This window comes from Sphaerisporangium sp. TRM90804 (assembly GCF_029846175.1).
Classification (GTDB): Bacteria; Actinomycetota; Actinomycetes; order Streptosporangiales; family Streptosporangiaceae; genus Sphaerisporangium.
Genome location: NZ_JARWAC010000019.1, coordinates 20071 through 45710, shown reverse-complemented (window position 1 = coordinate 45710; position 25640 = coordinate 20071). Strand labels below are relative to the sequence as shown.

Here is a 25640-nt window from a genome sequence, read left to right as displayed (position 1 = left end):
CTTCTTGCTTAGGAAGCTCGGAAAGTCGCTGTAAACCTGTCAAAGTAGTCTGACTCTTGTTTCCACCGCTTATCCGTGGTCTGCCAGTAAACGGCGAAGTGCCGCCCGCTGCGGGTCCGGAACGCCCGGTCGACGACATGCGCTCTGCCGGAGGCCATGCGCCAGGTGAACTCCCACTCGGCCGCGGGACGGTTCCGGTACGTCAGCCCCGCCAGCCGGACGCGCCGGTAGCCGGGCAGCAGGCCCTCGGCGGTCGCCTCCTTCTCGACGTGGCGCAGCGCGGCCAGCGGATGGGGTTCGTCCCACGGCGTGGTGTCGACCAGCAGGTACCCGGGGGAGCCGGGAAGACGAAACCGGACGCGGGTGCGCTCCCGCTGGAACTCCCTGCTTCCCGCCGGCAGGGCGACCGAGAAGCCCAGCGAGTCCTCGTGCACCCGCCAACCGGGCGGGACGGCCGACTCAGGGGTGGGCGTCGGCGGTGCCGGCGTCGGCGGTGCGGGCGTGGGCGGTGTGGACGTGGGCGGTGTGGACGTCGACACGGACGGCGGCACCACGACGGGGGTGGTGACCGGCGCGGCCGGGGAGGACGTCGCGACGGTCGGCACGGCCTCCGGCGACGACATCTGGCGGTAGCCGTACCACCCCGTGGCCCCCGCGGCGATCACGGCCGTCGCGCCGACGGCGGCCAGCCGCCGGCGGGCGGGCCGCTCCGGCGCACCGGTCGCCGAGCCGGGAGGCGCCTGCACGGCCGGCCAGGGCCCCGCCGTGCGCGTCTGCGCCGGGGCCCAGGGCTCCTGGACGCGCGTCGGCGCGTACGGCTCCGCGTACGGCGCCTGCGCGCCGGTGGAGGGCGGCGCGTACGCCTCCGCGCCCGCCCGGGACGGCGCGCTCGCGACGGGCGTCCACGGGCCGGAGGGGCCCTCCGGCGGGCGCGGCGAGCCGGGCGTCACCCCGGCGGCGATCAGGTCGAGGGCCTCGGCGGCCTCGGCGGCGGTGATCCGCCGGCCCGGGTCCTTGCGGAGCAGTGCCTCCAGCAGGGGGGCCAGCGGCCCGGCGGCCACGGCCGGCGCCGGGTCGTCGTTCAGCACGGCGGCCATGGTCGGCACCGGCGCGCCGCGGTCGAACGGCGGCCTGCCCTCGACGGCGGCGTACAGCGTCGCGCCGAGCGACCACAGGTCGGACTCCGGCGTGGCGGGCAGGCCGCGCAGGCGCTCTGGCGGGATGAACGCCGGGGTGCCCGAAAGATCGCCGGTGGCCGTGAGCGCCGCCTCCTCGGGCATGGTGGCGATGCCGAAGTCGGTCAGCACGACGCGTCCGCCCTCGGTGAGCAGCACGTTCTCCGGCTTCACGTCACGGTGCAGCACGCCGGCCGCGTGCGCGGCCCGCAGTGCGTCCAGGACGCGGGCGCCGATCAGGGCCACCCGGCGCGGGGCGATCGGCCCCGAGTCGCGGAGCGTCTCGCCGAGGGACCGGGACCGGACGAGCTGCATGACGATCCAGGGCCGGCCGTCCTCCTCGATGACGTCGTGCACGACGACCACCGAGGGGTGGTCGAGCCGCCCGGCCGCGCGTGCCTCGCGCATCGTGCGCCGGTTGAACGTCTCGCGGTCGGCCTCGCTCAGCGGGCGGTAGAGCACCTCCTTCACCGCCACGGGACGGTCGAGCACCTCGTCGTGAGCCCGCCAGACGATGCCCATGCCGCCACGGCCGATGGGCTCCAGCAGCAGATACCTGCCGGCCACCCGGCGCTGCGCCTCCGCGGTCACCTCATCCCGCCCCTCTGTTTCGTCCAGCATCGTCCCATAGCGCACCTCGGCCCGAGACGGGATCACCGACAGGCACGCCCCGGCGGCGGTCGTCTCGCCGGGGGAGTCGCGCGGGCCGTCCAGCACACGGGCGCGGGACACGGCCGGGCGCGGCGTGATCCGGCCTCGCGGCGCGGAGCGCCCGCCCGGGGGCCGGGCGGGCGGCGCGGGCGCGCCGGGAGGCTACTTGGCGGGCTTGAAGGTGGAGGTGAACCCCTCGAACAGGTCGAGGTTCTTCTTCCAGTCCTTGTCCAGGGTCTTCCAGTAGATCGCGTACCCGTGCTTCTTGCTGGTGACGAACCCGCGGTTGATCACGTGCGCGCGGCCGCCCCCGGCGCTGTAGGTGAACTCCCAGTCGGCGGCGGTCTTCCAGTAGTCCACCGACTTGATGCGGATCAGCTTGTAGCCCGGGAAGCGCCCCCGTGCGGAGGGCTCCTGGTCCTCCCAGTCCTTCTTGGCGTTGGACTTGGGGCTGCTCGTGTGGTCGATCAGCAGGAAGCTGTTGCGGTCGGGGCCGCGGAAGTAGATCTGCGTCCCGTTCTGCTCGGCGCGCTTCCAGCCCTTGGGCAGGGCCAGGGAGAAACCGGTGCTGTCCTTGTGGACGCGCCACCCGTCGGGCGCGGCCGCGGGGCTGGAGGACTCGGGCTTGGGAGACGCGCTGGGCGAGGGGCTCGCCGACGCGCTGGGGGAGACCGGCGGCGACGACTCCGACGAGGGGTTGGAGGTCGAGGGGTCGGTGGGGCCGCCGGACGACGGCGCGGGGGCGGAGGTGGCGCCGGTGGGGCCGGCGGCCCCGGCGGGGGTGCCGGCGTCCTGGGCCCCCAGCCACATGGCGACCCCCGCCACGACCAGGAGCACGGGAAGGGCCACCACGAGGATCTTCATTACCGGCGGGCGCCGGCCGTCCTCGCCGTCCTCCGGCCGCCCGCCGAAACCGCCGGGATCGGCGGGGTGGCCGCCGGCGGGACGCATGGTGTGCCCGTCGGCCGGGGAGACCGGCGCGGGCTCGACCGACGTCGCGCCGGGGTCGCCGGAGAGCGCGGCCGTCCCGCGGGCCGTCGCGGCGAAGGCTCCGGCGGCCGGGCGGGCCGCCGCCTGCCTGTCGGGGCCGGCGCCGTAGGGACGCCTGCGCGTCTCGGGACGGGTGTCGGCCGCGGGGAACCTGCCCTGCCTCGGGACCTGGGTCGGGCGCCCGGTCTCCACCGGCTCGGCGCGCAGGGCCGACGCGACCCGCGCGTCCCCCGCCTCCTCGGCGGCGCCGGGCCGCTGCCCGGCCCCCGGCGTCGCGGCGTCGGCGTCCGGGGCGGGGACGTCCGGTTCGGCGGCGTCCGCCTCTTCGGGCGAGCCTTCGCCCGGTTCCGTGCCGGCCGACACCACGTTGCTGAAGGGGACCGCGCCCGGCGCGGCCGCGCCGGAGGCCGCCGCCGCACCGGATGCGGCCGCTCTGCGCGGAACCGCGTCGTGCTCGGGAAGGGCGTCGGACGGCGTGTCGTCGGTGGGTGCCCGCTTTCCGGACGTGCCCGCGCTGGACGTGCCCGCGCTGGACGTGCCCGCGCTGGACGTGCCCGCGCTGGACGCGGCCGTGCCGGACGGTGCCGCGTCGGCGGAGACGGCGTCCGGCTCGACCGGGCCGGAGGAGCCGGCGTTCGGCGCGTCGGCGACGGGCGGTGCCGGGTCGGCGGGGGCGTCCGCGGCGGGGGAGGCGTCGGAGGGGGCCTCGGCGGGCGAGCCCTGCGCGACCGCTTCCTCGGCGTCGGGCGACGGCGCATCGGAGTCCCGGGAGGGGGCCTCGGCGGCCGGCGCGGCCCCGGCGGGGCCGGAGTCGCCGGACTCGGCGGCGGGCGCGTCCTCGGGCGCCGATCGGGCGTCGCCCTCTTGCGCCCGCGCGGGAGGGGCCTGCTCGGGGACGAGGGCCTCGGCGGGCTCGTCCGCCCGCGCGGGCGGACGGGACTCCTCCTGAGCGGGCGTCTCGGGCGGCGTGGCCGGCATGGCCGGCGCAGGGGCGTTCAATGCCTGAGCGCCGCCGGGGCCATGGCCGTCGTCGTGCGTGCCGGGTGTGCCGGGTTTGCCGGGATCGCGGCCGTCGCGCGGCGCGGGGGTGGCGGGCACGCCCGGCCGCGACACCCCGGTGGAGGGCATGCCGGGGGCGGACACCCCGGTGGACGGCACGCTCGGGGGCGGTACGGCGGGGGACGGCCGCCCGCCCGCGGGGGCGGGGTCGGCCGGGCGCCGGGGCGGGGCCTGCCGGAACGAGCGCATGCGCTGGAGCGCGTGCTCGGCGCGGTCGCGCATGCCCTCGCGCGCCGGGGGCGCGGCGGCCGGGGGCACGGCCGCCGCGGGCCGCGCCGGGCCGGTGACGGGCGGGGGCTCGGGCAGGGGCGTGGGCGGCATCGTCCGCTGGCTGGAGGCGGGGGCGGAGGAGCGGTCCTCCGCGATGGCGCGCATCATGCGCGACGCCTGGTCGAACGTCAGCCGCCTGGACGGATCCTTCTCCAGCAGGCCGCTCAGCACCGCGGCGAGGCGCCCGGCGCGCAGCGCGGGCTCGGGCTCGTCGTTGAGCACGGCGTGCATGGTCGCCATCGCCATGCCCTTGTCGTGCGGCGGCCGTCCCTCGACGGCGGCGTAGAGCGTGGCGCCGAGCGACCACAGGTCGGACTCGCGCTGGGCGGGGTAACCCCTCAGCCGTTCAGGGGCGATGAACGCGGGCGTGCCCACCAGGCCGGTGCGCGTCATCGTGGTGTCGGTCTCCATGCGGGCGATGCCGAAGTCGGTCAGCACCACGCGGCCGTCCTGGGTGAGCAGCACGTTCTCGGGCTTGACGTCGCGGTGCAGCACGCCCGCGGCGTGCGCCGACCGCAGGGCCTCCAGCACCTGCAGGCCGATGTCGGCCACCATGCGCACCGGCATCGGGCCGTCGTCGCGCAGCACCTGGCCGAGCGAGCGGGCGTCGACGAGCTGCATGACGATCCAGGGGCGGCCGTTCTCCTCGATGACGTCGTGCACGACCACGACGTTCGGGTGGTTCAGCCTGCCGGCCGCGCGCGCCTCGCGCAGCGTGCGGCGGTTGAGCTCGGCGATCTCGTCGTCCTGGGGGTCGCCGGGGTACCGCACCTCCTTGACCGCGACGACGCGGTCGAGCAGCTCGTCATGGGCGCGCCAGACGATGCCCATGCCGCCACGGCCGATGGACTCCAGTAGCTGGTAGCGGCCGGCGACGCGCCGTCCCTGTTGCCGTCCGCCCGGCCGTGCATCCGACATCACCCCGAGCTACCCCCTTTCAGGAAAATGAATCGTCCCATAGAGGTGCGGGCACGCAAACGCGCTGGTACCCCAGACTGTCCGGATTCTGAGATCTGGTGTCCGATTGCTGGCGCCCTCCCTGCTACTCTCGATGCCATGACTTGCTATTTCGTGTTTATCCGGCCGGTTGCGGAAGGGCCCGCTCGCGTTCACATGAACTAGCGGACGATCCAAAGCCGGCCGAGGCGGAGACGAAGAGCGTCTCTGCCTTTCGTGTTCTCTACACACCCGCCGGCTCGCGGATGGCGAGGCCGGCGCCCAGAGAGGGAGCCGACATGTCATCGAACGGGCGACCGGGCGTGAGCGCCGTACGCATCGCGAGCGTGACCGTGGGGAAGGGCGCCGCCGTGGTCGTGGCCGGCCTGCCCGCGGGGGACTCCGGCGCCGGCGGCCCGGCCGGAGAACCGGGCGCGGACCTGCGGTGGGTGAGCCTGTCCGGCGGCGCGGCGGGGGAGGCGCTGACGTCGGCCAGGGCGGGCTGGGGCGGCCCCCTGCTCGCCGAGCCGGGCTCGGCCGACGACCTCCCCCTGGTCGCCCTGCACGCGGACGGCGTCGTGGCCGGGCCCGGCGACCTGCCGCTCCTGCGGGCCGCCGCGCGGCTCGGCATGCCGGTCGTCGTGCGCCGCGGCCCCTCGGACTCCCTGGACGACTGGCTGCGCCTCGCCGGCCACTGCCACGACGAGGGCAACCAGGACGTCGTCCTGTGCGAGCCCGGCGGCGCGTCCTTCGCCTCGGCCGACCTCGCCCTCGTGCACGCGGCCGGACGGCGCTCGGGAATGCCCGTCCTGGCCGCGCCCGGGGAGGGCGCCGGGCTGGCCGCCGCGGCGGTGGCCGCGGGCGCCGACGGCCTGTGGCTGGCGTGCGGGGCCGCGCCGGACGCCGTCCTGGCGGCCCGCGAGGCCGTGACGGTGGTGGGCGCCCTGGTGCGCCCGGAGGCTCCGGACACCGTGACGGACGCCCGCGAGGCGATCGACCGCGTGGACGCGGCGCTCGCCGTGCTGCTGGAGCGGCGCGCGGCCCTGGCGGGCACCGTGCAGCGGCTCAAGCCCGTCGGCGGGTTCGCCGGGCGTGACATGGACCGCGAGCGCCGCCTGGTAGCCGCGATGGCCCGCCGCGCCCCGGCGCTGGGCGAGGGGCGGCTCGCGACCGTCATGAACGCGGTCATCGAGGCAGGCCTCCACCTGGCCGAGGAGCGCAGGTCCCGCGCCCGGGAAAGCCGTCGCCTGGCCGCCCCGCCCGCCGGCCGTCCCCGTCCCCCCGCCTCGGAGTTACTGGCCGCCCACCGCCCCGACCACGACTGAGCCCCCCGCGCGGCCCGCCGCGACGCCCCCTCCATCGCACGCACGCCTCTCCTGCGAGCGGGATCCCCTCGGCGGGGCGCTCACGAAGATCTGCGGTGCGGGCGCGGAACCGGGCCCGCACCTGGGCGGGGGGCGTGCGGGGGAGAATGGGGGGAGGTCGGCCTCGGGCCCGCCGGGCATCGTCCCGGCGGCCCGGCCGCGGCGGCCGCTGGGATGCCGGATCACGATTGGGTCTGGCGGGCCCCGTGTGCCACGCGAGGTGGCCGACTCGGCGTAGGCTCTGATCCGCCGCACCGGTCGAGGGGAAAGGGACGGCCCGCATGGCTGATTCGTTTGTGCATCTGCACGTTCACACCGAGTACTCCATGCTCGACGGTGCGGCGCGGTTGAAGCAGATGTTCGAACAGGTCGGCACGCTCCAGATGCCCGCCATCGCGATCACCGACCACGGCAACATGCACGGCGCTTACGACTTCTACCGGCAGGCGACCGCCGCCGGCATCAAGCCGGTCATCGGCATCGAGGCCTACGTCGCCCCGGGGTCGCGCCACCAGAAGAAGCCCGTGCTGTGGGGCGAGCCGCACCAGAAGCGCGACGACGTCTCGGCGGGCGGCTACTACACCCACATGACGATCTGGGCCAAGAACGCCGTCGGCCTGGGCAACCTCATGAAGCTCTCCTCGCGCGCCTACACCGAGGGCTTCGTGCGCAAGTGGGCCCGCATGGACGCCGAGACCCTCGCCGAGCACGCCGAGGGCCTGATGGCGACCACCGGCTGCCCGTCGGGCGAGGTGCAGACCCGCCTGCGCCTCGGCCAGTACGACGAGGCCGTGGCGGCCGCCGCCAAGTACCAGGAGCTGTTCGGGCGCGACAACTACTACCTGGAGATCATGGATCACGGGCTCGACATCGAGCGCCGGGTCCGCGACGGGCTCACCCGCATCTCCAAGGAGCTCGGCATCCCGCCGCTGGTGACCAACGACTCGCACTACACCTACGAGTCCGACTCCACCTCCCACGACGCCCTGCTGTGCATCCAGACCGGCAAGCAGCTCTCCGACCCCGACCGCTTCCGCTTCGACGGCAGCGGCTACTACATCAAGACCGCCGACGAGATGCGGGCAGTCGACTCCTCCGAGCTGTGGGCCGAAGGCTGCCGCAACACCCTGCTGGTCGCCGAGAAGGTCGACCCGTCCGGCATGTTCGGCTTCAAGAACCTCATGCCCACCTACCCGCTCCCGGAGGGCGAGACCGAGGAGAGCTGGTTCCGCAAGGAGATCCACGCGGGCATGGCGCGGCGCTTCCCCGACGGCGTCGACGAGGAGCACCAGCGGCAGATCGAGTTCGAGATGAACGTCATCCTGCAGATGGGGTTCCCTTCCTACTTCCTCGTCGTCGCCGACTTCATCATGTGGGCCAAGAACAACGGCATCCGCGTGGGCCCGGGCCGCGGCTCGGCGGCGGGCTCGCTCGCGGCGTACGCGCTGGGCATCACCGACCTCGACCCCCTGCCGCACGGGCTGATCTTCGAACGGTTCCTCAACCCCGACCGCGTGTCCATGCCCGACGTCGACATCGACTTCGACGAACGTCGGCGGGCCGACGTCATCCGCTACGTCACCGAGAAGTACGGCGCCGACAAGGTCGCGATGATCGCCACCTTCGGCACCATCAAGGCGAAAGCGGCCATCAAGGACGCCGCGCGCGTCCTCGGCTACCCGTACGCGCTCGGCGACCGCGTGTCCAAGGCCTTCCCCCCGGCCGTGATGGGCAAGGACATCCCGCTGTCGGGCATCTTCGACAAGGACCACCCCCGCTACAACGAGGCGGGCGAGCTGCGCAAGCTCTACGAGGAGGACGTCGACGTCAAGCAGGCGATCGACCTCGGCAGGGGCCTGGAGGGCCTGATCCGGCAGACCGGCGTGCACGCCGCGGGCGTCATCATGTCCGCGGAGGTGCTGACCGACTACATCCCGATCATGCGCCGCGACGCCGACGGCGCGATCATCACGCAGTTCGACTACCCGACCTGCGAGACGCTCGGCCTGCTGAAGATGGACTTCCTGGGCCTGCGCAACCTCACGATCATCGACGACTGCCTGAAGGCGATCCACGGCAACACCGGCACGATGATCGACCTCCTCCAGCTGCCGCTCGACGACCGCAAGACGTACGAGCTGCTGGGCCGGGGCGACACGCTGGGGGTGTTCCAGCTCGACGGCGGCGGCATGCGCTCGCTGCTGCGGCTGATGAAGCCCGACAACTTCGAGGACATCTCGGCCGTCGGCGCGCTCTACCGCCCGGGCCCGATGGGCGCCAACTCCCACACCAACTACGCGCTGCGCAAGAACGGCCAGCAGGAGATCACCCCGATCCACCCGGAGTTCGAGGAGTCGCTCAAGGAGATCCTCGGCACCACGCACGGCCTGATCGTGTACCAGGAGCAGGTCATGGCCATCGCGCAGAAGGTCGCCGGGTTCTCGCTCGGCAAGGCCGACCTCCTGCGCCGCGCGATGGGCAAGAAGAAGAAGTCCGAGCTGGACAAGCAGTTCGAGTCCTTCGAGCAGGGCATGAAGGACAACGGTTACTCCGCCGCGGCGATCAAGACGCTGTGGGACATCCTGCTCCCGTTCTCCGACTACGCCTTCAACAAGGCGCACAGCGCCGCCTACGGCCTGGTCTCCTACTGGACCGCCTACCTCAAGGCCAACTACCCGGCCGAGTACATGGCCGCGCTGCTGACCTCGGTCAAGGACGACAAGGACAAGTCGGCGCTCTACCTGAACGAGTGCCGCCGCATGGGCATCAAGGTGCTCCCGCCGGACGTCAACGACTCCGACTTCGACTTCACCCCGCGCGGCACCGACATCCGCTTCGGCCTGTCGGCGATCCGCAACGTCGGCGCCAACGTCGTCGACGGCGTCATCGCCGCGCGCAAGGAGAAGAGCCGCTTCGCCGACTTCAAGGACTTCCTGCGCAAGGTGCCCGCGCTGGTCTGCAACAAGCGCGTCATCGAGTCGCTGATCAAGGCCGGGGCCTTCGACTCTCTCGGCCACGAGCGCAAGGGCCTGCTCATGGTGCACGAGCAGGCCGTCGACGCGATCATCGACATCAAGAAGAACGAGGCCATCGGCCAGGACTCCCTGTTCGGCTCCATCGACGGCGCCGAGGACCAGACCTTCGACGTGCAGATCCCGCCGGGGGAGTGGGACAAGTCCACCCTGCTGGTCTTCGAGCGCGAGATGCTCGGCCTGTACGTGTCCGACCACCCGCTGTTCGGGGTGGAGCACATCCTGTCGGCCGGCGCCGACTGCTCGGTGGCCTCCCTGCAGTCCGACGACCGCGCCGACGGGCAGGTGGTCACGGTGGGCGGTCTGCTCAGCGGCCTGCAGCGCAAGGTCACCAAGAAGGGCGACACCTGGGTCCTCACCAACCTGGAGGACCTGGAGGGCTCCATCGAGGTGATGATCTTCCCGTCGGCCTACCAGCTGTGCTCCACGCTGCTCGCCGAGGACGCCATCGTCTTCGTCAAGGGCAGGCTCGACAAGCGCGAGGACGTCGCCAAGGTCGTCGCCATGGAGGTGACCGCGCCCGACCTGTCGATGGCGGCCGGCGGCCCCCTGGTCGTCAGCCTCCCGGTGACCCGCTGCACCCCCCCGGTGATCGGCCGCCTCAAGGAGGTCCTGGTCACCCACCGCGGCAACACCGAGGTCCACCTCCAGCTGCACAACGGCGCCAAGACCACCGTCATGCGCCTGGACGACCGCCTCCGAGTCGCCCCCTCCCCAGCCCTGATGGGCGACCTCAAACAACTCCTCGGCCCCGCCTGCATCGGCGCCTGACCACCCCGGCCGGCCCGCGCCGACGTGTGAAAGCGGCCGCCCGGCTGGGAAAGGTGCCTCCGGCACGCCCTGTCAGAGGCGACCCGCATCGCTCAGGCGCTCGCCGACCCGCGGCCCCGGGGCCCGTCACGCGCAGGGGCGGTTCACCCGAGGCACAGTTCCGCCGTCAGGAGTGTGTCGACGGATTTCGCGCAGGCAGAGCCCCATCCTCGCCGAAAATCGACGGATCGCGGGCTATGATGACCGCGTTGATGCAGGGGGGAGGTGCCGTGCTGATTCGCTTCGAGGTCGCGAACTTCCGCTCGATCCTCGATCCCGTGGAGCTGTCGATGGTCGCCGTCGACCAAGATCGGCCCGAGGCGAGGCTGGCGGCGAACCTCGGGGAGAGCCTCCTGCCCGTGGCCGCGGTCTTCGGCCCGAACGCCTCCGGCAAGTCGAATGTCATCGCGGCCCTGACGTGGATGCGCGCCGCCGTCTTCGAGTCTCTGCGGTTCTGGGACGACGAGATCCCCATCGAGCCGTTCGCGTTCGCCGACGGCAAGGACCGGCCGTCGCAGTTCACCATCGAGTCGGTCGTGTCGGATGTCCGGTTCGAGTACGTCGTGGAGCTCGATGGGCAGGCGATCCATTACGAGGCCCTGTTCCACTACCCCGAGAAGAAGCGGCGGCGGATCTTCGAACGCGAAGGCGACGACCTGAGGTTGCAGCGCGGGCTCGGCGCGCTGTCCGGTACGCGCGAACTCCTGACGTCGCGCACCCTCGCCCTGTCCATCGCCCGGCGGTTCGACGAGCCTCTCGTCTCCGGCTTCGCCCGCGATCTGCTGGCGACCCAGACCCTTGGGCTGAGGTCGCGCAACAAGCGTTCTTACCAGGTCGCGGGCACGGTGCGTTCCACCCTGCGTTGGTTCGAGGAGCTTCCCGATCGCGACCAGTTGACGTTGCCCGGGTTCGAGGGCTTGGACAGCCCTTCCCGGGCCGATCGAACGCAGGCGCTGGCCCTGCTCCGACTCGCCGACCTCGGCATCGACGACGTGCTGATCGATGATCACGAGACTGTGTACTCCGAAGGAGGGCCCGCCTCGCGCGGGCGCGCGCAGCGAAGGGTGCGCCTCGTGCACCGGACGGCGAACGAGCGGGCACCGCTCGACTTCGCGGCGGAGTCGGAGGGCACGCGCACCTGGTTCCAGCTCATCGGCCCGGTGCTGGCCGCGCTCAGGTCCGGATCGCTCCTGCTGTTCGACGAACTGGACGCGAGCCTGCACCCCACGCTGTCGACGCAGTTGATCCGTCTGTTCCACGATCCGGCGACGAATCCGAAGGGCGCACAGCTCATCTTCACCTCTCATGACACGAGCCTGCTCAACAACCTCAACCGCGACGAGGTATGGCTGACCGAGAAGGCGGAGGACGGCTCGACCCGCCTCGGCGCGCTCGCCGAGTTCGCCGGGGAGCGGGTCAGGAGGTCGCAGAACCTGGAGAGGGCATACCTGCACGGCCGGTTCGGCGCGCTCCCCGATGTCGACCGCACCGAGTTGCTCCGCGCGCTGGGTTTGATCGGCTGAGTGGGATGACACCGCGAAGGACGAAGGCGAAGGACCTCAGGCGGCGTACGGCCAGCCGTCCAGAACGCAAGACCCTCGTGGTGTTCTGCGAGGGTGAGGCCTCAGAGCCGGACTACATCAACGGGTTGAAGCGACTCCCGGACGTCCGCGCCAACACGTCGATCAACATCGAGGTCGCCCCTGATCGGGGAGTGCCGCTGATCCTGGTGAAGCGGGCGATCGAGCGCGGTCTCGACGACGAGGTCGACGAGTGCTGGTGCGTCTTCGACGTCGAATGGCCGCAGCACCACCCGAACCTGGCCGAAGCCGTTCGGCTGGCGAAGGAGCACGGGATTCGCCTGGCCATATCCAACCCGTGCTTCGAACTGTGGCTGATCCTTCACTTCGAAGAGCAGACGGCCTTCATCACCACCGCAGAGGCGGAACGCAGGAGTCGCGCACTCGACGGTCGTTCCGGGAAACGAGTGGATGCCGCCAAATACCTGCAACGTCGCCACCTCGCGTCCCAGCGGGCCGCGTCTCTGGGTAAGCGCCACGCACAGAACCAGACGTCATTTCCCCGCGACAACCCGTCGTCGACCATGGGTGAGCTCCTGGAGGCGATCGAACCATGAAATATCCGGATGCGTTCAGTGGCACTTGATCTCGAACCAGACGGTTCGGGTCGCCGCGTCCTGCGTCCAGCCCCAGGACGTGGACATCTCGCGCACCAGCCACAGGCCGCGCCCGCTTTCGCTGAGGGGGTCGGCCTGGGCGGGGATCTGGGGGAGAGGGCCGGGGGAGCCTTCGTCCGTCACGTCGACATGGACGGTGTCGGTGTCGGCGTACACCCGCAGCCGGACCATGCCGTCTGGCTTACGCCCGGATTCCGAGTGCTTGATGGCATTCGCCACGAGTTCACCGACCAGAAGTTCGACGTCGTCGAGTTCCCTGTATCCGGCGGCCAGAAGCAGTCCGCGCGTGTAGGCCCGCGCGAGCGTGACCGAACTGGTCGCGCCGCGAAGCTCGACGACGCCGAGCAGGGTGGCCGGCCTCATCGTGCGACCACCCAGATTCGATCGGCGGCGTCGCGCGCCAGCGCCCGTACCCGCTGGGCTCGCCCTCGTCCCCAGGTGAAGAACCATCGGCCGTTCTGTGCCCAGGCCATCACCTTCAGCTGACCGGTCGTCCGGGGGACCAGGAGAACCGGCTCTTTCCGGCTGGGCAGGTCGACGGCCGCGCTCAGGCCTCGCCGGTGCAGGTCCCAGGCCAGCCGGACCAGGTGAATGTACTGTTCCTCCCGCCGATCGCGCGATTTCACGAGCGTCCTCCGGTTTTTGTAGAAAGGAATTCGACCTCCCAAGCGTGCGGCCTTCCGGTAACTTCGGGCAGAGAAATGGTCTCGCGTTCCCTCCACGGTTTTAGCGAGACCGTCACCGCTTTCGTGAGGCCACGTGAGACCGTAGGAGAAATGGGGCATGCCCAACCCAATACAGATCAATCCTGATGAATCCCCGCTAGCTCGTTTCGCATACGAGCTACGCCGACAGCGGCTGAACGTGGGATGGACCCAACTACACCTGGCCGGGAAGCTCACCGTGGCCGTCAGCACGGTAGGCATGCTGGAGACCCTCAAGCGCAGACCCGACCGAAGGTTCGCCGAAGCCTGCGACAAGGCATTCAAGCTGGACGGCGTCTTCTACGACCTATGGAAGAAGACGAGATGGGAGATGGCTCCGGAGCATTTCAGGAATTTCATGGCGCTGGAGGCTCAAGCGTCCGCGCTCCAGATTTGGGATCCGCTCCTGATTCCAGGGCTCTTCCAGACTGAGTCCTACGCCCGCCGGATTTTCGAGGACGAGCCGGGGATCACGCCTGAACTCGTAGAACAACGGGTCGGGAACCGCAGGGAGCGCCAGTCCATTCTGATCCGTGAAGGCGGCCCCATGGTCTTGAGCCTCATCGATGAAGGCGTCCTTCATCGACCCATGGGGGAGGCCGACCTGATGCGTGAGCAACTGGCCCGACTCCTTGAGGTTTCCGAGCACCCACGAGTGACCATTCAGATCGTTCCCTACGCCGCGTGGTCCGCCGTCGGGCTGCAGGCTTCCTTCACGATCGCCGAGCTAAGCGGAGTACCGTCTAGCGTGTACGTGGAGAGCGCACCACGTGGTCTCACCATTGGAGAACGCGAGACCATGACCGCGCTGGTGGGGCGTTACGACGCCTTGCGAGCTGCGGCCTTCCCCAAGAACCTGTCGCTAGACCTCATCAAGGAAGTGATGGCGCGATGGACCTGAGTAGCGCGAAGTGGCGTAAGTCATCCCGGTCTAGCGGAGACGGTGGAACGTGTGTCGAGGTGGCGTCCAACCTGCCGGGCGTCGTCGCCGTTCGCGACAGCAAGAATCCTCAGGGGCCCGCTCTCGTCTTCACTCCCGAGGAATGGCACGCGTTCCTCGGAAGTGCGAAGGCCGGAGTCATCTGACGGCGTGGTCGTCACGTCACTCGCGGGCGGCGTAGGGCGTGCCGAGCTCCTTGTCAGGTGACGCCTGGCTTGGCGGGAGACGCGCATGGCCGGGGACACGCTTCCGCTGGCCGGCGCCGCCGAAGGGCTGATGGACGGCAGGGCGCCCTGGTACCGCGAGTGGGTCGGCCGGCGGGATCTGGGCGACCCATGGTGGAAGCGCGCCGACCTGACCCGAGCGCTGGATCGGGCGAACGTCCCCGTGTTGCTGCAGGGTGGCTGGCAGGACGGTTTCCTTCATCAGACGCTCGCGGGGTACGCGCGGCTGGCCGGGCGGGGCGTCGACGCCGGGCTCACCATGGGCCCGTGGACGCATGCTCAGGGGGGCGTCGAGAGGGCCCGCGTCCTGCTCCCCGACGCCCTCGCCTGGTTCGACGAGCATCTGGCAGGATCCGGTGCCCGGCACCGCGCCACGCCGGTCAGGGTGTTCGTCGACGGCCCCGGCGCGGGATGGCGCGACCTTCCGGCCTGGCCGCCGGCGACGGTCGAGCACATCCTGTACCCCCGCTCCGGCGGGCTCCTGGCCGCCCGACCGGCCGGCGCGGGAGAGGTGAGCGCGTTCACCTACGACCCGGCCCAGCCGACGCCCACGTACGGCGGCGCGTTCGTCACGCAGGTCTCCCCGGGAGTGACCGCCGGCTACACGGACGACAGCGCGCTCGCCGCGCGTTCCGATGTGCTGGCATTCACCTCAGACCCCCTGGTCACGGAGCTGGAGGTCGTCGGCGGCCCGGTCGTGGAGCTGGGCCACACCTCCGACAATCCCTTCGCCGACCTGTTCGTCCGCGTGTCGGAAGTGGACGCCCGGGGCCGCTCACGCAACGTCGGCGACGGGTTCGTCCGGCTCGACCCTTCGACGGCTCAGGGCCTGATCCGCATGGAGCTCGACGCCGTCGCGCACCGGTTCGCGCGCGGCAGCCGGATCCGGCTGGTCGTCGCGGGCGGGTCGCATCCGCGCTGGGAGCGGAACCTGGGAACAGGCGACGACCCGGCCACCTCGGCGAAGACGCTGCCGTCACGCCGGACGATCGAACTGGCGATCTCACGGGTCGTGGTTCCGGTCACCCAGCCGCCCGGGGAATGAAGGCTGGGCCGGGCGGGTCACCAGTGGTCGGGCCGGCGGGGGCGCCACTCGTCGTGGTGGCGGGGGGTCCAGCGGCCTGGGGGCGGGGTGTCCAGGTACGGCTCTCCGTGCTCGTCGCGGTAGTAGCGGGGACGGGCGGCGGGCCGACCGTAGTCGGGGACCGGCCAGAACGGGTTCCAGTCGTCGGCGGGACGGTGCCACTGGCGGCGCAGCCGGCGGCGGCCCTCGCCGCGGTCGCGGTCGTCCCCGTCCGCCTCCGCGCGCGGGTCGGCGAGCATGTCCTCCGGGGCCAGGCCCGGGGTGGTGCCGCCGCCGAAGCGCCCGGTGTCGGGCGGGGAGAACGACGTGGCCGGGACGTCGCGGAGCGCGCGGGTCATCGAGCTCACCCAGATCGGCCCCGGCAGGGTGGCCCCCTGGACGCCGCCGTACTGCCGGCCGCCGATCTCCACACCGGTCAGCGGGTACTTGTAGGCGCCCCTGATGTCGCCGAGGCTGACGGCCGCGGCCAGCTCGGGGGTGTAGCCGGCGAACCAGGCGGAGGTGTAGCCGTTGTTGGTCCCGGTCTTGCCGGCCGCGTCGCGGCCGATGCCCTGGCCCTTCATCGTCCCCCGGGTGAACACCCCGGTCAGGATGTGGTTGACGGCGTCGGCCACCTCCTGCTCGATCGACTGCGAGCAGGACGGCGCGATCGGCGTGCGCCTGCCGTGCCGCTCGACGATCTCCAGGACCGGCATCGGCCGGCAGTACCGCCCCCGCGCGCCGAACGCCGCGAACGCGGCGGCCACCGTCACCGGGTCCATCTCGTTGGACCCGAGCGTGAAGGTCGGCACCTCCCTGAGCGGCCGGCCGTCCGCGCGGGCGATGCCCACGGCCCTCGCGGTGCGCACGACCTCGCACAGCCCGACGTCGCGCTCCAGCATCATGTAGAAGATGTTGACCGACTGCCAGGTGCCGGTGGACAGGCTGTACGGGCCGCCCCTGCCCTCGCCGCCGGCGTTGTGCACGACGGCGCCCGGGTCGTTCACCTTCCTGCCCGAGCAGTCCTTGTAGCCCGAGGAGGGCGAGAAGCTGCCCGGCGTGTCGAAGCCCTGGTCGAACCGCCACCCCTGCGCCAGCGCCGTGGCCAGCGTGAACACCTTGAACGTCGACCCGGCCTGGAACCCCAGCCCGCCGCCGTGCGCGGTGTCGGCCGGCAGGTTGAAGGTGGTGCGCGGGCCGTCGTTGCGGTCGCCGGGGTTGACGCCGTACAGCTTGCTCGCGGCGAGCGCGCGGATGCGCCCGGTCCCCGGCTCGATCATCGCCTCGGCCGCCACCTGGTCGTCCTCGGGGTTCACGTACGAGGAGATGGCCTTCTCCGCCGCCTTCTGGATCCGCGGGTCGAGGGTCGTCCTGATCACCAGCCCGTCGCGGTACAGGCGGCGCTCGCGCTCGGCGCGGCTGCGGCCGAAGACGGGGTTGGCGACGATGTCCTTCTGCACGTACAGGCAGAAGAACGGGTACGCGCTCTCGGAGCAGCCGCCCGGTTCCGGGCGCAGGTTGAGGGCGAGCGGCGTCGCCTTGGCGGCGTCCGTCAGCGTCTTGGCGGTCATGCCGAGCTGCGTCATGCGGTCGAGCACCAGGTCGCGGCGCTCCAGCAGCCGTGCGCGATGCTTGGCGCCGAGCGCGGGGTCGGTGAGGTACGGCGTGCGCACCGCGGCGGCCAGGGTGGCGGCCTGCGCCAGGGTCAGGTCGGCGGCGGTCGTGCCGAAGAAGCGCTGCGCGGCGGCCTGCACGCCGAACGCGCCGCCGCCGAAGTAGGCGATGTTGAGGTAGCGCACCAGGATCTGCTCCTTGGTGTACTTCTTCTCCAGCCCCATGGCGTACCGCAGCTCCTGCAGCTTGCGGCGGACGCTCGGCGCGCGGGCCAGGTCGCGCTCGGACTCCGAGTGCGCGTTCTGCAGCAGGATGTTCTTGACGAGCTGCTGTGTCAGCGAGGAGCCGCCCTGCTCGATCTTGCCGGCCCTGGTGTTGGCGATGATCGCGCGCAGGGTGCCGCGCAGGTCCAGCCCGGCGTGCTTGTAGAACCGTGAGTCCTCGATCGCGACGATCGCCTTCAGCATCACCGGTGCGATCTGGCCGAGCGGGACGGACTGCCGGTTCTGCACGTAGAACTGGGCGAACTGCTTGCCGTCCTTGTCCAGCAGCTTCGTGCGCTCGGGCAGCGGGGCCTCGCGCAGCGTGGTGGGCACGTCGAAGAAGTCGCGCGAGGCGTTGCGCGTGAACAGGCCCGCCCCGCCGACCACGGGCAGCGCGACGGCGGCCGCGAGCAGCCCTCCGGCCACGCCCGCCACCCCGAGCGCCGCGATGCTCACCGGCACCGGGCGCTCCCTGGGGCGGTGCTGCGTGGGCTCGCCGCCGGGCGCGCGGCGGCCGTCGGAACCCGAGGTCACGGAAATAAGAGTGCGACCGCCGGAACGTCCGCAAACGTCCGGCCGCTGATTCTTTACGCTTGGCGGTTGATCTTCATCCCAAGTGAGGTGAACTGATCGAATACGCGGTGGTATCCCCGCTCTATGTGGTGGACGCCGCGCAGCGTCGAGGTGCCCTCGGCGACCGCGGCGGCGAGCACCCCGGAGAACCCGGCGCGGATGTCGGGCAGCGTGACGTCGGCGCCGCGCAGCTTGGAGACACCCCGCACCACGGCCGAGTGCTTGGCGTTGGTGTCGTGGTACCGGCACGCCGGACCGCCCAGGCACACGTTGAAGATCTCGATCTCGCAGCCCATCTTCTGCAGCGCGGGCACGTAGACCAGCCGGTTCTCGAACACGGTCTCGTGCAGCACCGACATGCCCTCGGCCTGGGTGAACAGGACCATGAGCGGGGTCTGCCAGTCGGTCATGAAACCGGGGTGGGTGTCGGTCTGCACGGCCGCGGCGCGCAGGCCGTCGGGCGCCGAGGCGGTCAGCCAGTCGTCGGTGATGTCGAACTGCGCGCCCATGCGGGCGAGCGTGGTGATGGCGGTGACCAGACGATCTTGCGGGCAGCCGTGCACCCGGACCTCTCCGCCGGTGATCAGCCCGGCGACCAGGTACGAGAACGCCTCGATGCGGTCGCCCGCGAGCCAGGTCGACGCGCCGCGCAGCCGCTCGACGCCCTCGATCACGATGCGGCGGTCGGGGCTGAGCTCGATGCGCGCCCCCATGCGCTGCAGGAACAGCGCCAGCTCGACGACCTCGGGCTCGGTGGCGGCGCCCTTGATCACCGTCTTGCCCTCGGCCAGCACGGCCGACAGCAGGATGGTCTCGGTCGCGCCGACGCTGGGATAGGGCAGCTCGACGCGGGTGCCGCGCAGCCGGGTGGCCTTGGCGAAGATGCCGGTGTCGCGCACCTCGACCTCGGCGCCCATCGCGCGCAGCGCCTCGACGTGGAAGTTCACCGGCCGCCGGCCGATCGGATCGCCGCCGACCAGCGGCACGTACGCCTCGCCGGCCAGGTGCAGCAGCGGGCCGAGCATCAGGATCGGGATGCGGTTGAGGCCGGTGAAGGCCTCGGGCACCCGTGGCCTGATCTCGGGGCCACGCTCCAGCGTGATCTCCCTCGGCGTGATCTCGACCTCGATGCCGAGTGCCTCCAGCATCGCGGCCGTGATGCCGACCTCGCCCACCTCCGGGGCGTTGTGCAGCGTGCTCGGCCCGCTGCCCAGCATGGCGGCGACCATGTGCTTGGACACCGCGTTCTTGGATCCGCGTACCTCGACGTCCCCCCGGAGAGGCCCGGACGGCTCGATAAGCCATACCTCTTCGCTCACGGGGGACAGCCTAACCATGTGCCGGGAATGCTCTCGGGCGCGGCGGGCGGTCCCGCGTCGGTAACATATGCCAGATCCGCGGGCCGGCGCGGGGGCGGTGAGGCGAGGTGATCGGGTGCGACATCTGCGCGACTTCGCGCTTACCGTGGTCGTGCTGGCCGTCCTGGGCGCCGCGGCCGGGCTCCTGTGGTCGGCGCTCGCACCCCGCACGGCGTACCTCGTCACCGAGGGCGGCCCGCAGCTGGCCGATCCCACCACGCAGTCCCTCATCGCGGCCGACGGCTGGTTCGCCTGCGTCACCGCCGTGGCCGGCCTGGCCTGCGGCGTCGTCGGCTACCTCGTCGCGCGCAACCGCCGCCCGGTGGCCCTGCTGGCCGGGCTCGCCGTGGGCGGGTTGGCCGCCGGCGGGCTAACGCTCGCCGTCGGCACCTCGCTCAACGCCTCCACCGTGCAGGCCGCGGCCCCCGGCACGGCCGGCGTCGGCACGACGGTGAACGTGCTCGCCGTCACGGCGTACGGGGTGCTGCTGAGCTGGCCGCTGGTGGCGGTGGCGGTCTTCGGCATCATGGAGTCCGTCGAGGGCTACCGCGAGTCCCCGCTGCGCACCCCGTACGGGGGAGCGCCGCCGCTGCCGCCGCCCGGGTCGCCGTCGTTCGGGCCGTCGTCGTTCGGGCCGTCGTCTGGGCCGCCGCCGCCGTCCGGCCCGCCGTCGCCCCTTCCGCCACCGCCCGAGCGCCGGTAGCGGGCACGGGCGGGGTCGCGGGCGCCCGAGACCGCCGCCGTCCGGGCCGGTCGGCGTGCGTCCGGGTCAGGAGCCGCCCAGGGCGGGGCGGACGGCGCCGTGGCCGGTGGCGCGCTCGAAGGCGTGGGCGGCGCGCAGCACGGTGTGGTCGGCCCACGGGCGGCCCACCATCTGCACGCCCACGGGCAGGCCGCCCGGGGTGAAGCCGGCAGGCACCGAGGCCGCCGGCGCGTGCAGGACGCTGACCCAGTAGGCCGAGCGCATCCAGGCGAGGTAGTCGGGCATCGGCGTCCCGGCGACGTCGGTGACGTAGGGCTGCTCGACCGGGAAGGGCGGCACCTGGCTCACCGGGGCCACCAGCAGGTCGAAGGAGTCGAAGAAGGCGTTCATGCGCTGGAAGAGCCCGCTGCGCAGCCGCTCGGCCCTCGCCAGGTCGGCGGCGGTGACCTCGCGCCCCCGCTCGACGTTCCAGGCGACGTTGGCGCCGAGCCCGTCGCGCGGCAGCCCGCCGAACGTCGTGGCGTAGTACCAGGCGCGGTAGGTGCGGAACGCGTCCTCGGCTTCCGACAGGTCCAGCTCCACCTGCTCCACCTTGGCGCCGAGGTCGGCCAGCACGCCGGTGGCGCGCGCGGTGACGGCGGCGGTGTCCGGGTCCACGGGCAGGCCGCCGAGGTCGGGGCTCCAGGCGATCCGCATGCCCTCGACGCCGGGCTCCAGCGGCCCGGCGAAGGCGGAGCCGTCCTCGCGGACGGCGAACGGCGAGGTGGGCGCGAAGCCGGAGATGACGCTCATCATCAGCGCCGCGTCGGCGACCGTCCTGGCCATGGGGCCGGAGACGCCCAGGGTGAACCAGGCCAGGGTGGGGGAGGCGTCCGGCACCCGCCCGGGCGTCGGACGCAGGCCGACGACGTTGCAGAACGAGGCCGGGTTGCGCAGCGACCCGCCCATGTCGGACCCGTCGGCCAGGGCCACCATGCCCGAGGCCAGCGCCGCCGCCGCGCCGCCGCTGCTGCCGCCCGAGCTCCTGCCCAGGTCGTAGGGGTTCCGCGTGGCCCCGAAGATCGCGTTGACGGTGTGCGACCCGGTGCCGAACTCCGGCGTGTTCGTCTTGCCCACCGTCACCGCCCCGGCCTCACGGGCCCGCCGCACCACCAGCGCGTCGGCGTCCGGCACGTGGTCGGCGAACAGCGGCGACCCGTACGTGGTGCGGATGCCGGCCGTGTCGGTCAGGTCCTTGAACGCGATCGGCACCCCGTGCAACGCGCCGGGCTCCCGGCCCCGGGCGAACGCCTCGTCCAGGGCCCGCGCCTCGTCCAGCGCCCGCTCGGCCGTGAGCGTGACGATCGCGTTGACCTCCCCGTTGACCCGCTCGATCCGCCGCAGATGCGCCTCGGCCACCTCGACCGCGCTGACCCGCCCACCCCGCAGCAACCCGGCCAGCTCGGTGGCGGACATGTAGTGCAGCTCGGTCACTTCTCGCTCCTCGGGCAGGCGACTGGCGGCTACCGCCAGTCTGCTCGCCCGATCGCCGCGACACGACGGCAAGGCCTGCCAAGCCGCCCGGCGATCTTCTCCGGGAGCCGCGTGATGCCGTCAGCCCAGCCGGTCGAGGTCCCATAGGCGTACGGTCCGGTCCTCGCCCTGGCTGATCAGGGCGGAGCCGCCGGGGTGAAACCTGATCATGGACACCTGGTCGGTGTGACCGGTGAGCCGGTGGAGCTGCCGGCCGGTCGCGGTGTCCCACAGCCGGATGACGCCTTCCAAGTCGCCGGTCGCCAGGGTGGAGCCGTCGGGGTTGAAGGCCAGCGCGTGCACCGGGCTGGGATGACCGGTGAGCCGCCGGCACCGCCGGCCGGTCGCGGCGTCACAGAGGTCGACGTCGGTGCGCCCGTCGTCGGCGTTACCGGTCGCGGCGATCGCGATGCGGGTGCCGTCGGGGCTGTAGGCGGCCATGTGGACGATGGCGCCGTGACGGGTGACGCGGTGGAGTTCGCGGCCGGAGGCGGTGTCCCACAGGATGACGCTGCTGGAGCCGTTCTCGTCCGCGTCCTGGCTGGTGGTGGCGGCTTGCGCGCCATCAGGGCTGAACACCACCGCGTCGACCGTTCCGGTGGGCCCGGTGAGCCTGTGGCTCTCTCGGCCGCCGGCCGTGTCCCACAGCAGGGCGGGGCCGCCGAAACCGCGGATGGCGAGGCGCCCGCCGTCCGGGCTGAACTCCAGGTGGCCGACGCCTCCGCCGGGGACCTTCACCTCGGTGCGGGTCTGGCCCGTGGTGAGGTCCACGAGGCGCACCGTGCCGACGATCTCGTCCCCGTTGGTGCTGCTGGCGACGGCCACGGTGGACCGTCGCGGGCTGAACAGCACCGCGTCGATGGATGAGCCCCTTTCCGCGAGACGATGACGAAGACGGCCGGAGGCGACCTCCCAGAGGCTCATGACGCTCACCCCGTGCTCCGTGGTCGAGGTGGTGCCCACGGCCAGGAACGCCCCGTCCGCGCTGAGAACCATCCAGTCGGACGAGCCGGTCGTGGTGAGCCTGAGGCGCTGCCCGCCGGTGCGGGTGTCGATCGAGTGGACGTGGACGGATTCGCCTCTCCCGCCGCTTCGTACGGCGCGGACGATGGTCGACCCGTCCTCGCTGAGGACGAAGGACCCCCAGTCGACGGCGAAGACGGTGCTTCGCGAGTCGTCGCGGGGCAGGTTCCCCACCACGGACACGGAGATCAGCGCCGCGACCCCGGCGGCGGCCGTCGTCCACAGGACGCGGCGCCTTCGCCTGGTCCTCTCCGGCGCGCCGGGGCTGGTGAGCGGTTGCGTGGCGAGCCATTCCTGCACGCGGATGTGCCGGAACTGGTACACCCCGCCTGACTGGCGCAGCAGCTCCTGCTCCCGCGCGTGGGCGAGGAAGCCCAGCAGCCGCCAGGGCAGGCGCCCCTGGGCCGCGAGAAGCAGCCGGGCCAGCGCGAACCGCGGCCACGCCCTCGTCAGCAGGATCAGCAGGGCCAGGCCGACGCCGAGCAGGGCCGAGATCTCGAGCTGCTGGAGGATGCCGAGCGTCTCGGCGACCTCCCGGTCGGCGAGGAACAGGAACTCGCCCAGGGAGGGTTCCGCCGACCACCCCGCTCGTGCCGTCACGGCGATCCGCGCGATCACGCGGCTGATGACCAGGCCGGGGCCCAGGGCCACCGCCAGCACCGCGCCCGCGGCGACCGCGCCGACCAGGGACGATCTGCGGTCCTGCCGGAGGAAGCCGAGCGGGCTCGCCCGCGTCGAGCGCGACGGCGGCCCGTGCAGCCAGTTGTGGACGGCCAGCGCCAGGCCGACCACCACGGCGAGCCCGGCGGTCATCACCATGTACGCCCAGTAGGCCATGGTCTCGGCGGCGCTCCACGGCCCGCTCTGGATGGAGACGGCGATCGCGCCGCCGGCCAGCGCCGGTATGGCCGGGATGGCGGTGAGCGCCACCCCGGTGCCGAATCCCCGCCGGAGTCGGGCGAGCGAGCCCGCCGTCGAGAACGACAGCCCGCCCGGGGTCCCGCCGCCGCCGATGTACCAGGCGACCATGGCGAGCGCGGAGAAGACGCCGCCCACCCACGCGCCGAGGCCCAGGATCCCGATCAGATCGGCGCCTTCGACCGCCTGGGAGACCTGCCAGCGCAGGACCACCATCAGCAGGGCCATGGAGAGCCCTCCGGCCAGCAGCCCGATGCCGGGGGCCACCCAGGGGGACAGCAGGCGCCGGCTGAGCAGCCACCAGGCCAGATCACGCTCGCGGTGGTGATGCAGGTAACGGGCCAGGAAGATCAGGTGCCTGCGCGCCGCCGCCGCGCCGGGTGGGGGACCGGGGACTCCGGCCGCCCCCGCCGGCGGCTCGGGGGTGTAGGCGGCGTCGACCATGCGGTCGATGACGTGGTCCTCCACGGCGTGGCGGCAGTCGAACCTGGCCTCGTCGAGCAGCTCGGCCGGGTCGCCGCCGCACCGCTGGTAGACGCGCCGGGCCATGGACACCATGAGCGGGGTGGACAGGGCGGTGGCGACCGGGCTGGACGCGTCGGTCAGCAGACGCCGGTGGACGGGGCCCCAGTCGGTGCCGTCCGGCCAGTCGATCTCCTTGAGGTAGCCGATGACGTCCTGCGCCGGCACGGGGGCCACCTCGACCACGGGGGCGCGGCGCAGCGCCGGGACCCCGCCGGCGATCACGTCCTCGTACTCGGCCGACCGGCAGGTCACCACGACGGGGCGGTCGCGTCCGATGGCCCTGCCGATCGCGCGGACCGCGCTCCTGCGCGCCGACTCGGGGATCTCGTCCAGGCCGTCGACGATCGGCAGCAGCAGGCCCCGGTCGTGCAGCAGCCGGGCGATCTGCGTCCGGCCGCTGTAGTACGAGGTGGCCAGGGTGCGGACGACCCATTCGTCCATGGACTCCCCCAGGGGGTCCCAGGACGAGGCCGCCAGCAGCACCGGCACCGGCGCGCCCGTCTCGCGGGCCCTGCCGTCGAGCAGGCCCAGGGTGAGCAGGACGGCCAGCACGGACTTGCCCGAGCCCGGCTCGCCCAGGATCACCAGCCGCCCGCTGCGCACCTGCCGGTACCGCGCGGCGAGCCGCCGCGTGGCCTCCTCGAACGAGCCCTCCAACCGGCCGTCGAGGCGCATGCGCAGGACCCGCCCGGCCTCGGACCGGCCGCCCGGCCCCCCCATGCGGTCGCTCACGTCGCGCTCGGTGGCCGACCAGCTCAGCGGCAGCACCCCGAGGTCGCGCAGGCCGCGCGCCCGGGCCTCGTCGAGCCACTGCCCCTCGACGGTGCTCGCCAGATCGTCGGCCAGTGCCGCGGGGGCCAGCCGCCCGGCGTCGCCGCGCAGGAAGTCGGCCGCCGTCAAACCGAGCGCGATAAGGCCGACGAACAGGCTCAGAATGCTGGCCAGGGAGTCGTTCTCGGTGAGGTCGGAGCTCGCCATCCAGATCGCCAGCGCCACGAAGGAGAGCGCCAGGACGAGGGCGGCGCCGAGGCGCAGGGCGCGGCGGGAGGGGCGCGACACCCTGGAATGCTAATTGAGCGGCACTTATCGCGACGTCGTTAATGGCCGAGATCCGGAATCTGTTTCCCGAACCCGATACTTCCGTCACGCAAGGATCTGGTGAAAACCGATAAATGAGATATGTCGGTATTAGTCGGCTACCAAGAAGATGGGCTAAGACGCCTTGCCGATCGGCGCGGTGATCGCGCGGGTGAGGCGGACGAGGTCGGCCGGGGCGGTCTCGATCTGGAGGCCGCGGCGGCCGGCGGAGAAGTAGATCGTGTCGAAGCCGAGGGCCGAGGCGTCGACGACGGTGGGCAGGGCCTTGCGCTGGCCCAGGGGGCTGATGCCGCCGACGACGTAGCCGGTGGTGCGCTCGACCTTGGCGGTGTCGGCCATGGCGGCGCGCTTGCCGCCGAGGGCCGCGGCGAGGGCCTTCAGGTCGAGTTTCCCGGCCACGGGGACGACGGCCACGGCCAGGCCGGTGTCGACCTCGGCCACCAGGGTCTTGAAGATGCGCTCGTGCGGCACGCCGAGGGCGTCGGCGGCCTCCTCGCCGTAAGCCTGGGCGGCGGCGTCGTGGTCGTAGGGGTGCAGGGTGAACGCGACCTTCGCGGCCGCGAGGGCCACGGTGGCCGGGGTGCCCTGGCCGCCCTTGCTCTTCGTCTTGCTCACGGGGGCAAGCTTAACGCCACATA

Annotated in this window: 17 protein-coding genes; 8 read left to right on the top strand and 9 right to left on the bottom strand. The window is 72.3% G+C overall.

Features of this window, described 5'->3' with window-relative positions:
- Positions 1-8: 8 nt before the first annotated feature.
- Positions 9-1907 carry a serine/threonine-protein kinase gene (locus tag PYR91_RS24485; protein ID WP_279783208.1) on the bottom strand — a complete coding sequence of 633 codons (1899 nt, stop codon included), beginning with the start codon at positions 1905-1907 and terminating at the stop codon, positions 9-11.
- An 81-nt stretch (positions 1908-1988) separates the two neighbouring features.
- Entirely contained in the window at positions 1989-5063 is a 3075-nt protein-coding gene (locus PYR91_RS24480; protein ID WP_279783207.1) for a serine/threonine-protein kinase, read from the bottom strand.
- A gap of 317 nt (positions 5064-5380) precedes the next feature.
- On the opposite strand from PYR91_RS24480, the gene PYR91_RS24475 reads away from it, so the two are divergent.
- From PYR91_RS24475 to PYR91_RS24460, 4 genes are all read left to right on the top strand, one after another.
- Complete coding sequence (locus PYR91_RS24475; RefSeq protein WP_279783205.1) at positions 5381-6406, top strand: chorismate mutase; 1026 nt, start codon at positions 5381-5383, stop codon at positions 6404-6406.
- A 320-nt stretch (positions 6407-6726) separates the two neighbouring features.
- On the top strand, positions 6727-10248 hold the full coding sequence (gene dnaE / locus PYR91_RS24470) for a DNA polymerase III subunit alpha (protein WP_279783203.1): 3522 nt from the start codon (positions 6727-6729) through the stop codon (positions 10246-10248).
- Between the two features lie 269 nt (positions 10249-10517).
- Positions 10518-11810: an ATP-binding protein gene (locus PYR91_RS24465; RefSeq protein ID WP_279783201.1), complete on the top strand. Its 1293-nt coding sequence runs from the start codon at positions 10518-10520 to the stop codon at positions 11808-11810.
- A gap of 5 nt (positions 11811-11815) precedes the next feature.
- Positions 11816-12424 carry an RloB family protein gene (locus PYR91_RS24460; protein WP_279783200.1) on the top strand — a complete coding sequence of 203 codons (609 nt, stop codon included), beginning with the start codon at positions 11816-11818 and terminating at the stop codon, positions 12422-12424.
- A gap of 15 nt (positions 12425-12439) precedes the next feature.
- On the opposite strand, the gene PYR91_RS24455 is transcribed toward PYR91_RS24460, so the two are convergent.
- Both PYR91_RS24455 and PYR91_RS24450 read right to left on the bottom strand, forming a co-directional pair.
- A complete protein-coding gene (locus PYR91_RS24455) occupies positions 12440-12847 on the bottom strand; it encodes an ATP-binding protein (RefSeq protein WP_279783198.1) in 408 nt (135 codons plus the stop codon).
- Entirely contained in the window at positions 12844-13110 is a 267-nt protein-coding gene (locus PYR91_RS24450) for a hypothetical protein (protein ID WP_279783196.1), read from the bottom strand. The genes PYR91_RS24455 and PYR91_RS24450 overlap by 4 nt, the downstream gene beginning before the upstream one ends.
- A 277-nt stretch (positions 13111-13387) precedes the next feature.
- Here PYR91_RS24450 and PYR91_RS24445 point away from each other — a divergent pair, with 277 nt between their 5' ends.
- The 3 genes from PYR91_RS24445 to PYR91_RS24435 all read left to right on the top strand — a co-directional run bounded on the left by PYR91_RS24445 (position 13388) and on the right by PYR91_RS24435 (position 15397).
- Positions 13388-14089, top strand: coding sequence for a DUF5753 domain-containing protein (locus tag PYR91_RS24445; protein WP_279783194.1), 702 nt, complete (start codon positions 13388-13390; stop codon positions 14087-14089).
- The gene (locus PYR91_RS24440) at positions 14080-14274 is read left to right on the top strand and encodes a DUF397 domain-containing protein (protein WP_279783192.1); all 195 of its coding nucleotides are present in this window, start codon (positions 14080-14082) and stop codon (positions 14272-14274) included. Before PYR91_RS24445 ends, PYR91_RS24440 begins: the two co-directional genes overlap by 10 nt.
- An 85-nt stretch (positions 14275-14359) precedes the next feature.
- Entirely contained in the window at positions 14360-15397 is a 1038-nt protein-coding gene (locus PYR91_RS24435) for a CocE/NonD family hydrolase (protein ID WP_279783190.1), read from the top strand.
- A gap of 17 nt (positions 15398-15414) precedes the next feature.
- Here PYR91_RS24435 and PYR91_RS24430 read toward each other — a convergent pair whose 3' ends face one another.
- Positions 15415-17826 carry a transglycosylase domain-containing protein gene (locus PYR91_RS24430; protein ID WP_279783188.1) on the bottom strand — a complete coding sequence of 804 codons (2412 nt, stop codon included), beginning with the start codon at positions 17824-17826 and terminating at the stop codon, positions 15415-15417.
- Between the two features lie 53 nt (positions 17827-17879).
- Positions 17880-19184 (bottom strand): UDP-N-acetylglucosamine 1-carboxyvinyltransferase, encoded by a 1305-nt coding sequence (gene murA / locus PYR91_RS24425; RefSeq protein WP_279783186.1) that lies wholly within the window; start codon positions 19182-19184, stop codon positions 17880-17882.
- Between the two features lie 115 nt (positions 19185-19299).
- Between murA and PYR91_RS24420 the strand changes: the two genes are divergently transcribed.
- Entirely contained in the window at positions 19300-19926 is a 627-nt protein-coding gene (locus tag PYR91_RS24420; RefSeq protein ID WP_279783184.1) for a hypothetical protein, read from the top strand.
- A 66-nt stretch (positions 19927-19992) separates the two neighbouring features.
- Here PYR91_RS24420 and PYR91_RS24415 read toward each other — a convergent pair whose 3' ends face one another.
- The 3 genes from PYR91_RS24415 to ybaK all read right to left on the bottom strand — a co-directional run bounded on the left by PYR91_RS24415 (position 19993) and on the right by ybaK (position 25617).
- The gene (locus PYR91_RS24415) at positions 19993-21399 is read right to left on the bottom strand and encodes an amidase (protein ID WP_279783182.1); all 1407 of its coding nucleotides are present in this window, start codon (positions 21397-21399) and stop codon (positions 19993-19995) included.
- Positions 21400-21519: 120 nt separating this feature from the next.
- Positions 21520-24963: a hypothetical protein gene (locus PYR91_RS24410; protein WP_279783180.1), complete on the bottom strand. Its 3444-nt coding sequence runs from the start codon at positions 24961-24963 to the stop codon at positions 21520-21522.
- A 153-nt stretch (positions 24964-25116) separates the two neighbouring features.
- Positions 25117-25617: a Cys-tRNA(Pro) deacylase gene (gene ybaK, locus PYR91_RS24405; protein WP_279783179.1), complete on the bottom strand. Its 501-nt coding sequence runs from the start codon at positions 25615-25617 to the stop codon at positions 25117-25119.
- Between the last annotated feature and the right edge of the window lie 23 nt (positions 25618-25640).

Coding starts and splice junctions, on each gene's coding strand:
- PYR91_RS24475 (WP_279783205.1), top strand. CDS start 5,381: ATGTCATCGAACGGGCGACCGGGCGTGAGCGCCGTACGCATCGCGAGC.
- PYR91_RS24435 (WP_279783190.1), top strand. CDS start 14,360: ATGGCCGGGGACACGCTTCCGCTGGCCGGCGCCGCCGAAGGGCTGATG.
- PYR91_RS24460 (WP_279783200.1), top strand. CDS start 11,816: ATGACACCGCGAAGGACGAAGGCGAAGGACCTCAGGCGGCGTACGGCC.
- dnaE (WP_279783203.1), top strand. CDS start 6,727: ATGGCTGATTCGTTTGTGCATCTGCACGTTCACACCGAGTACTCCATG.
- PYR91_RS24480 (WP_279783207.1), bottom strand. CDS start 5,063: ATGTCGGATGCACGGCCGGGCGGACGGCAACAGGGACGGCGCGTCGCC.
- PYR91_RS24455 (WP_279783198.1), bottom strand. CDS start 12,847: ATGAGGCCGGCCACCCTGCTCGGCGTCGTCGAGCTTCGCGGCGCGACC.
- PYR91_RS24440 (WP_279783192.1), top strand. CDS start 14,080: ATGGACCTGAGTAGCGCGAAGTGGCGTAAGTCATCCCGGTCTAGCGGA.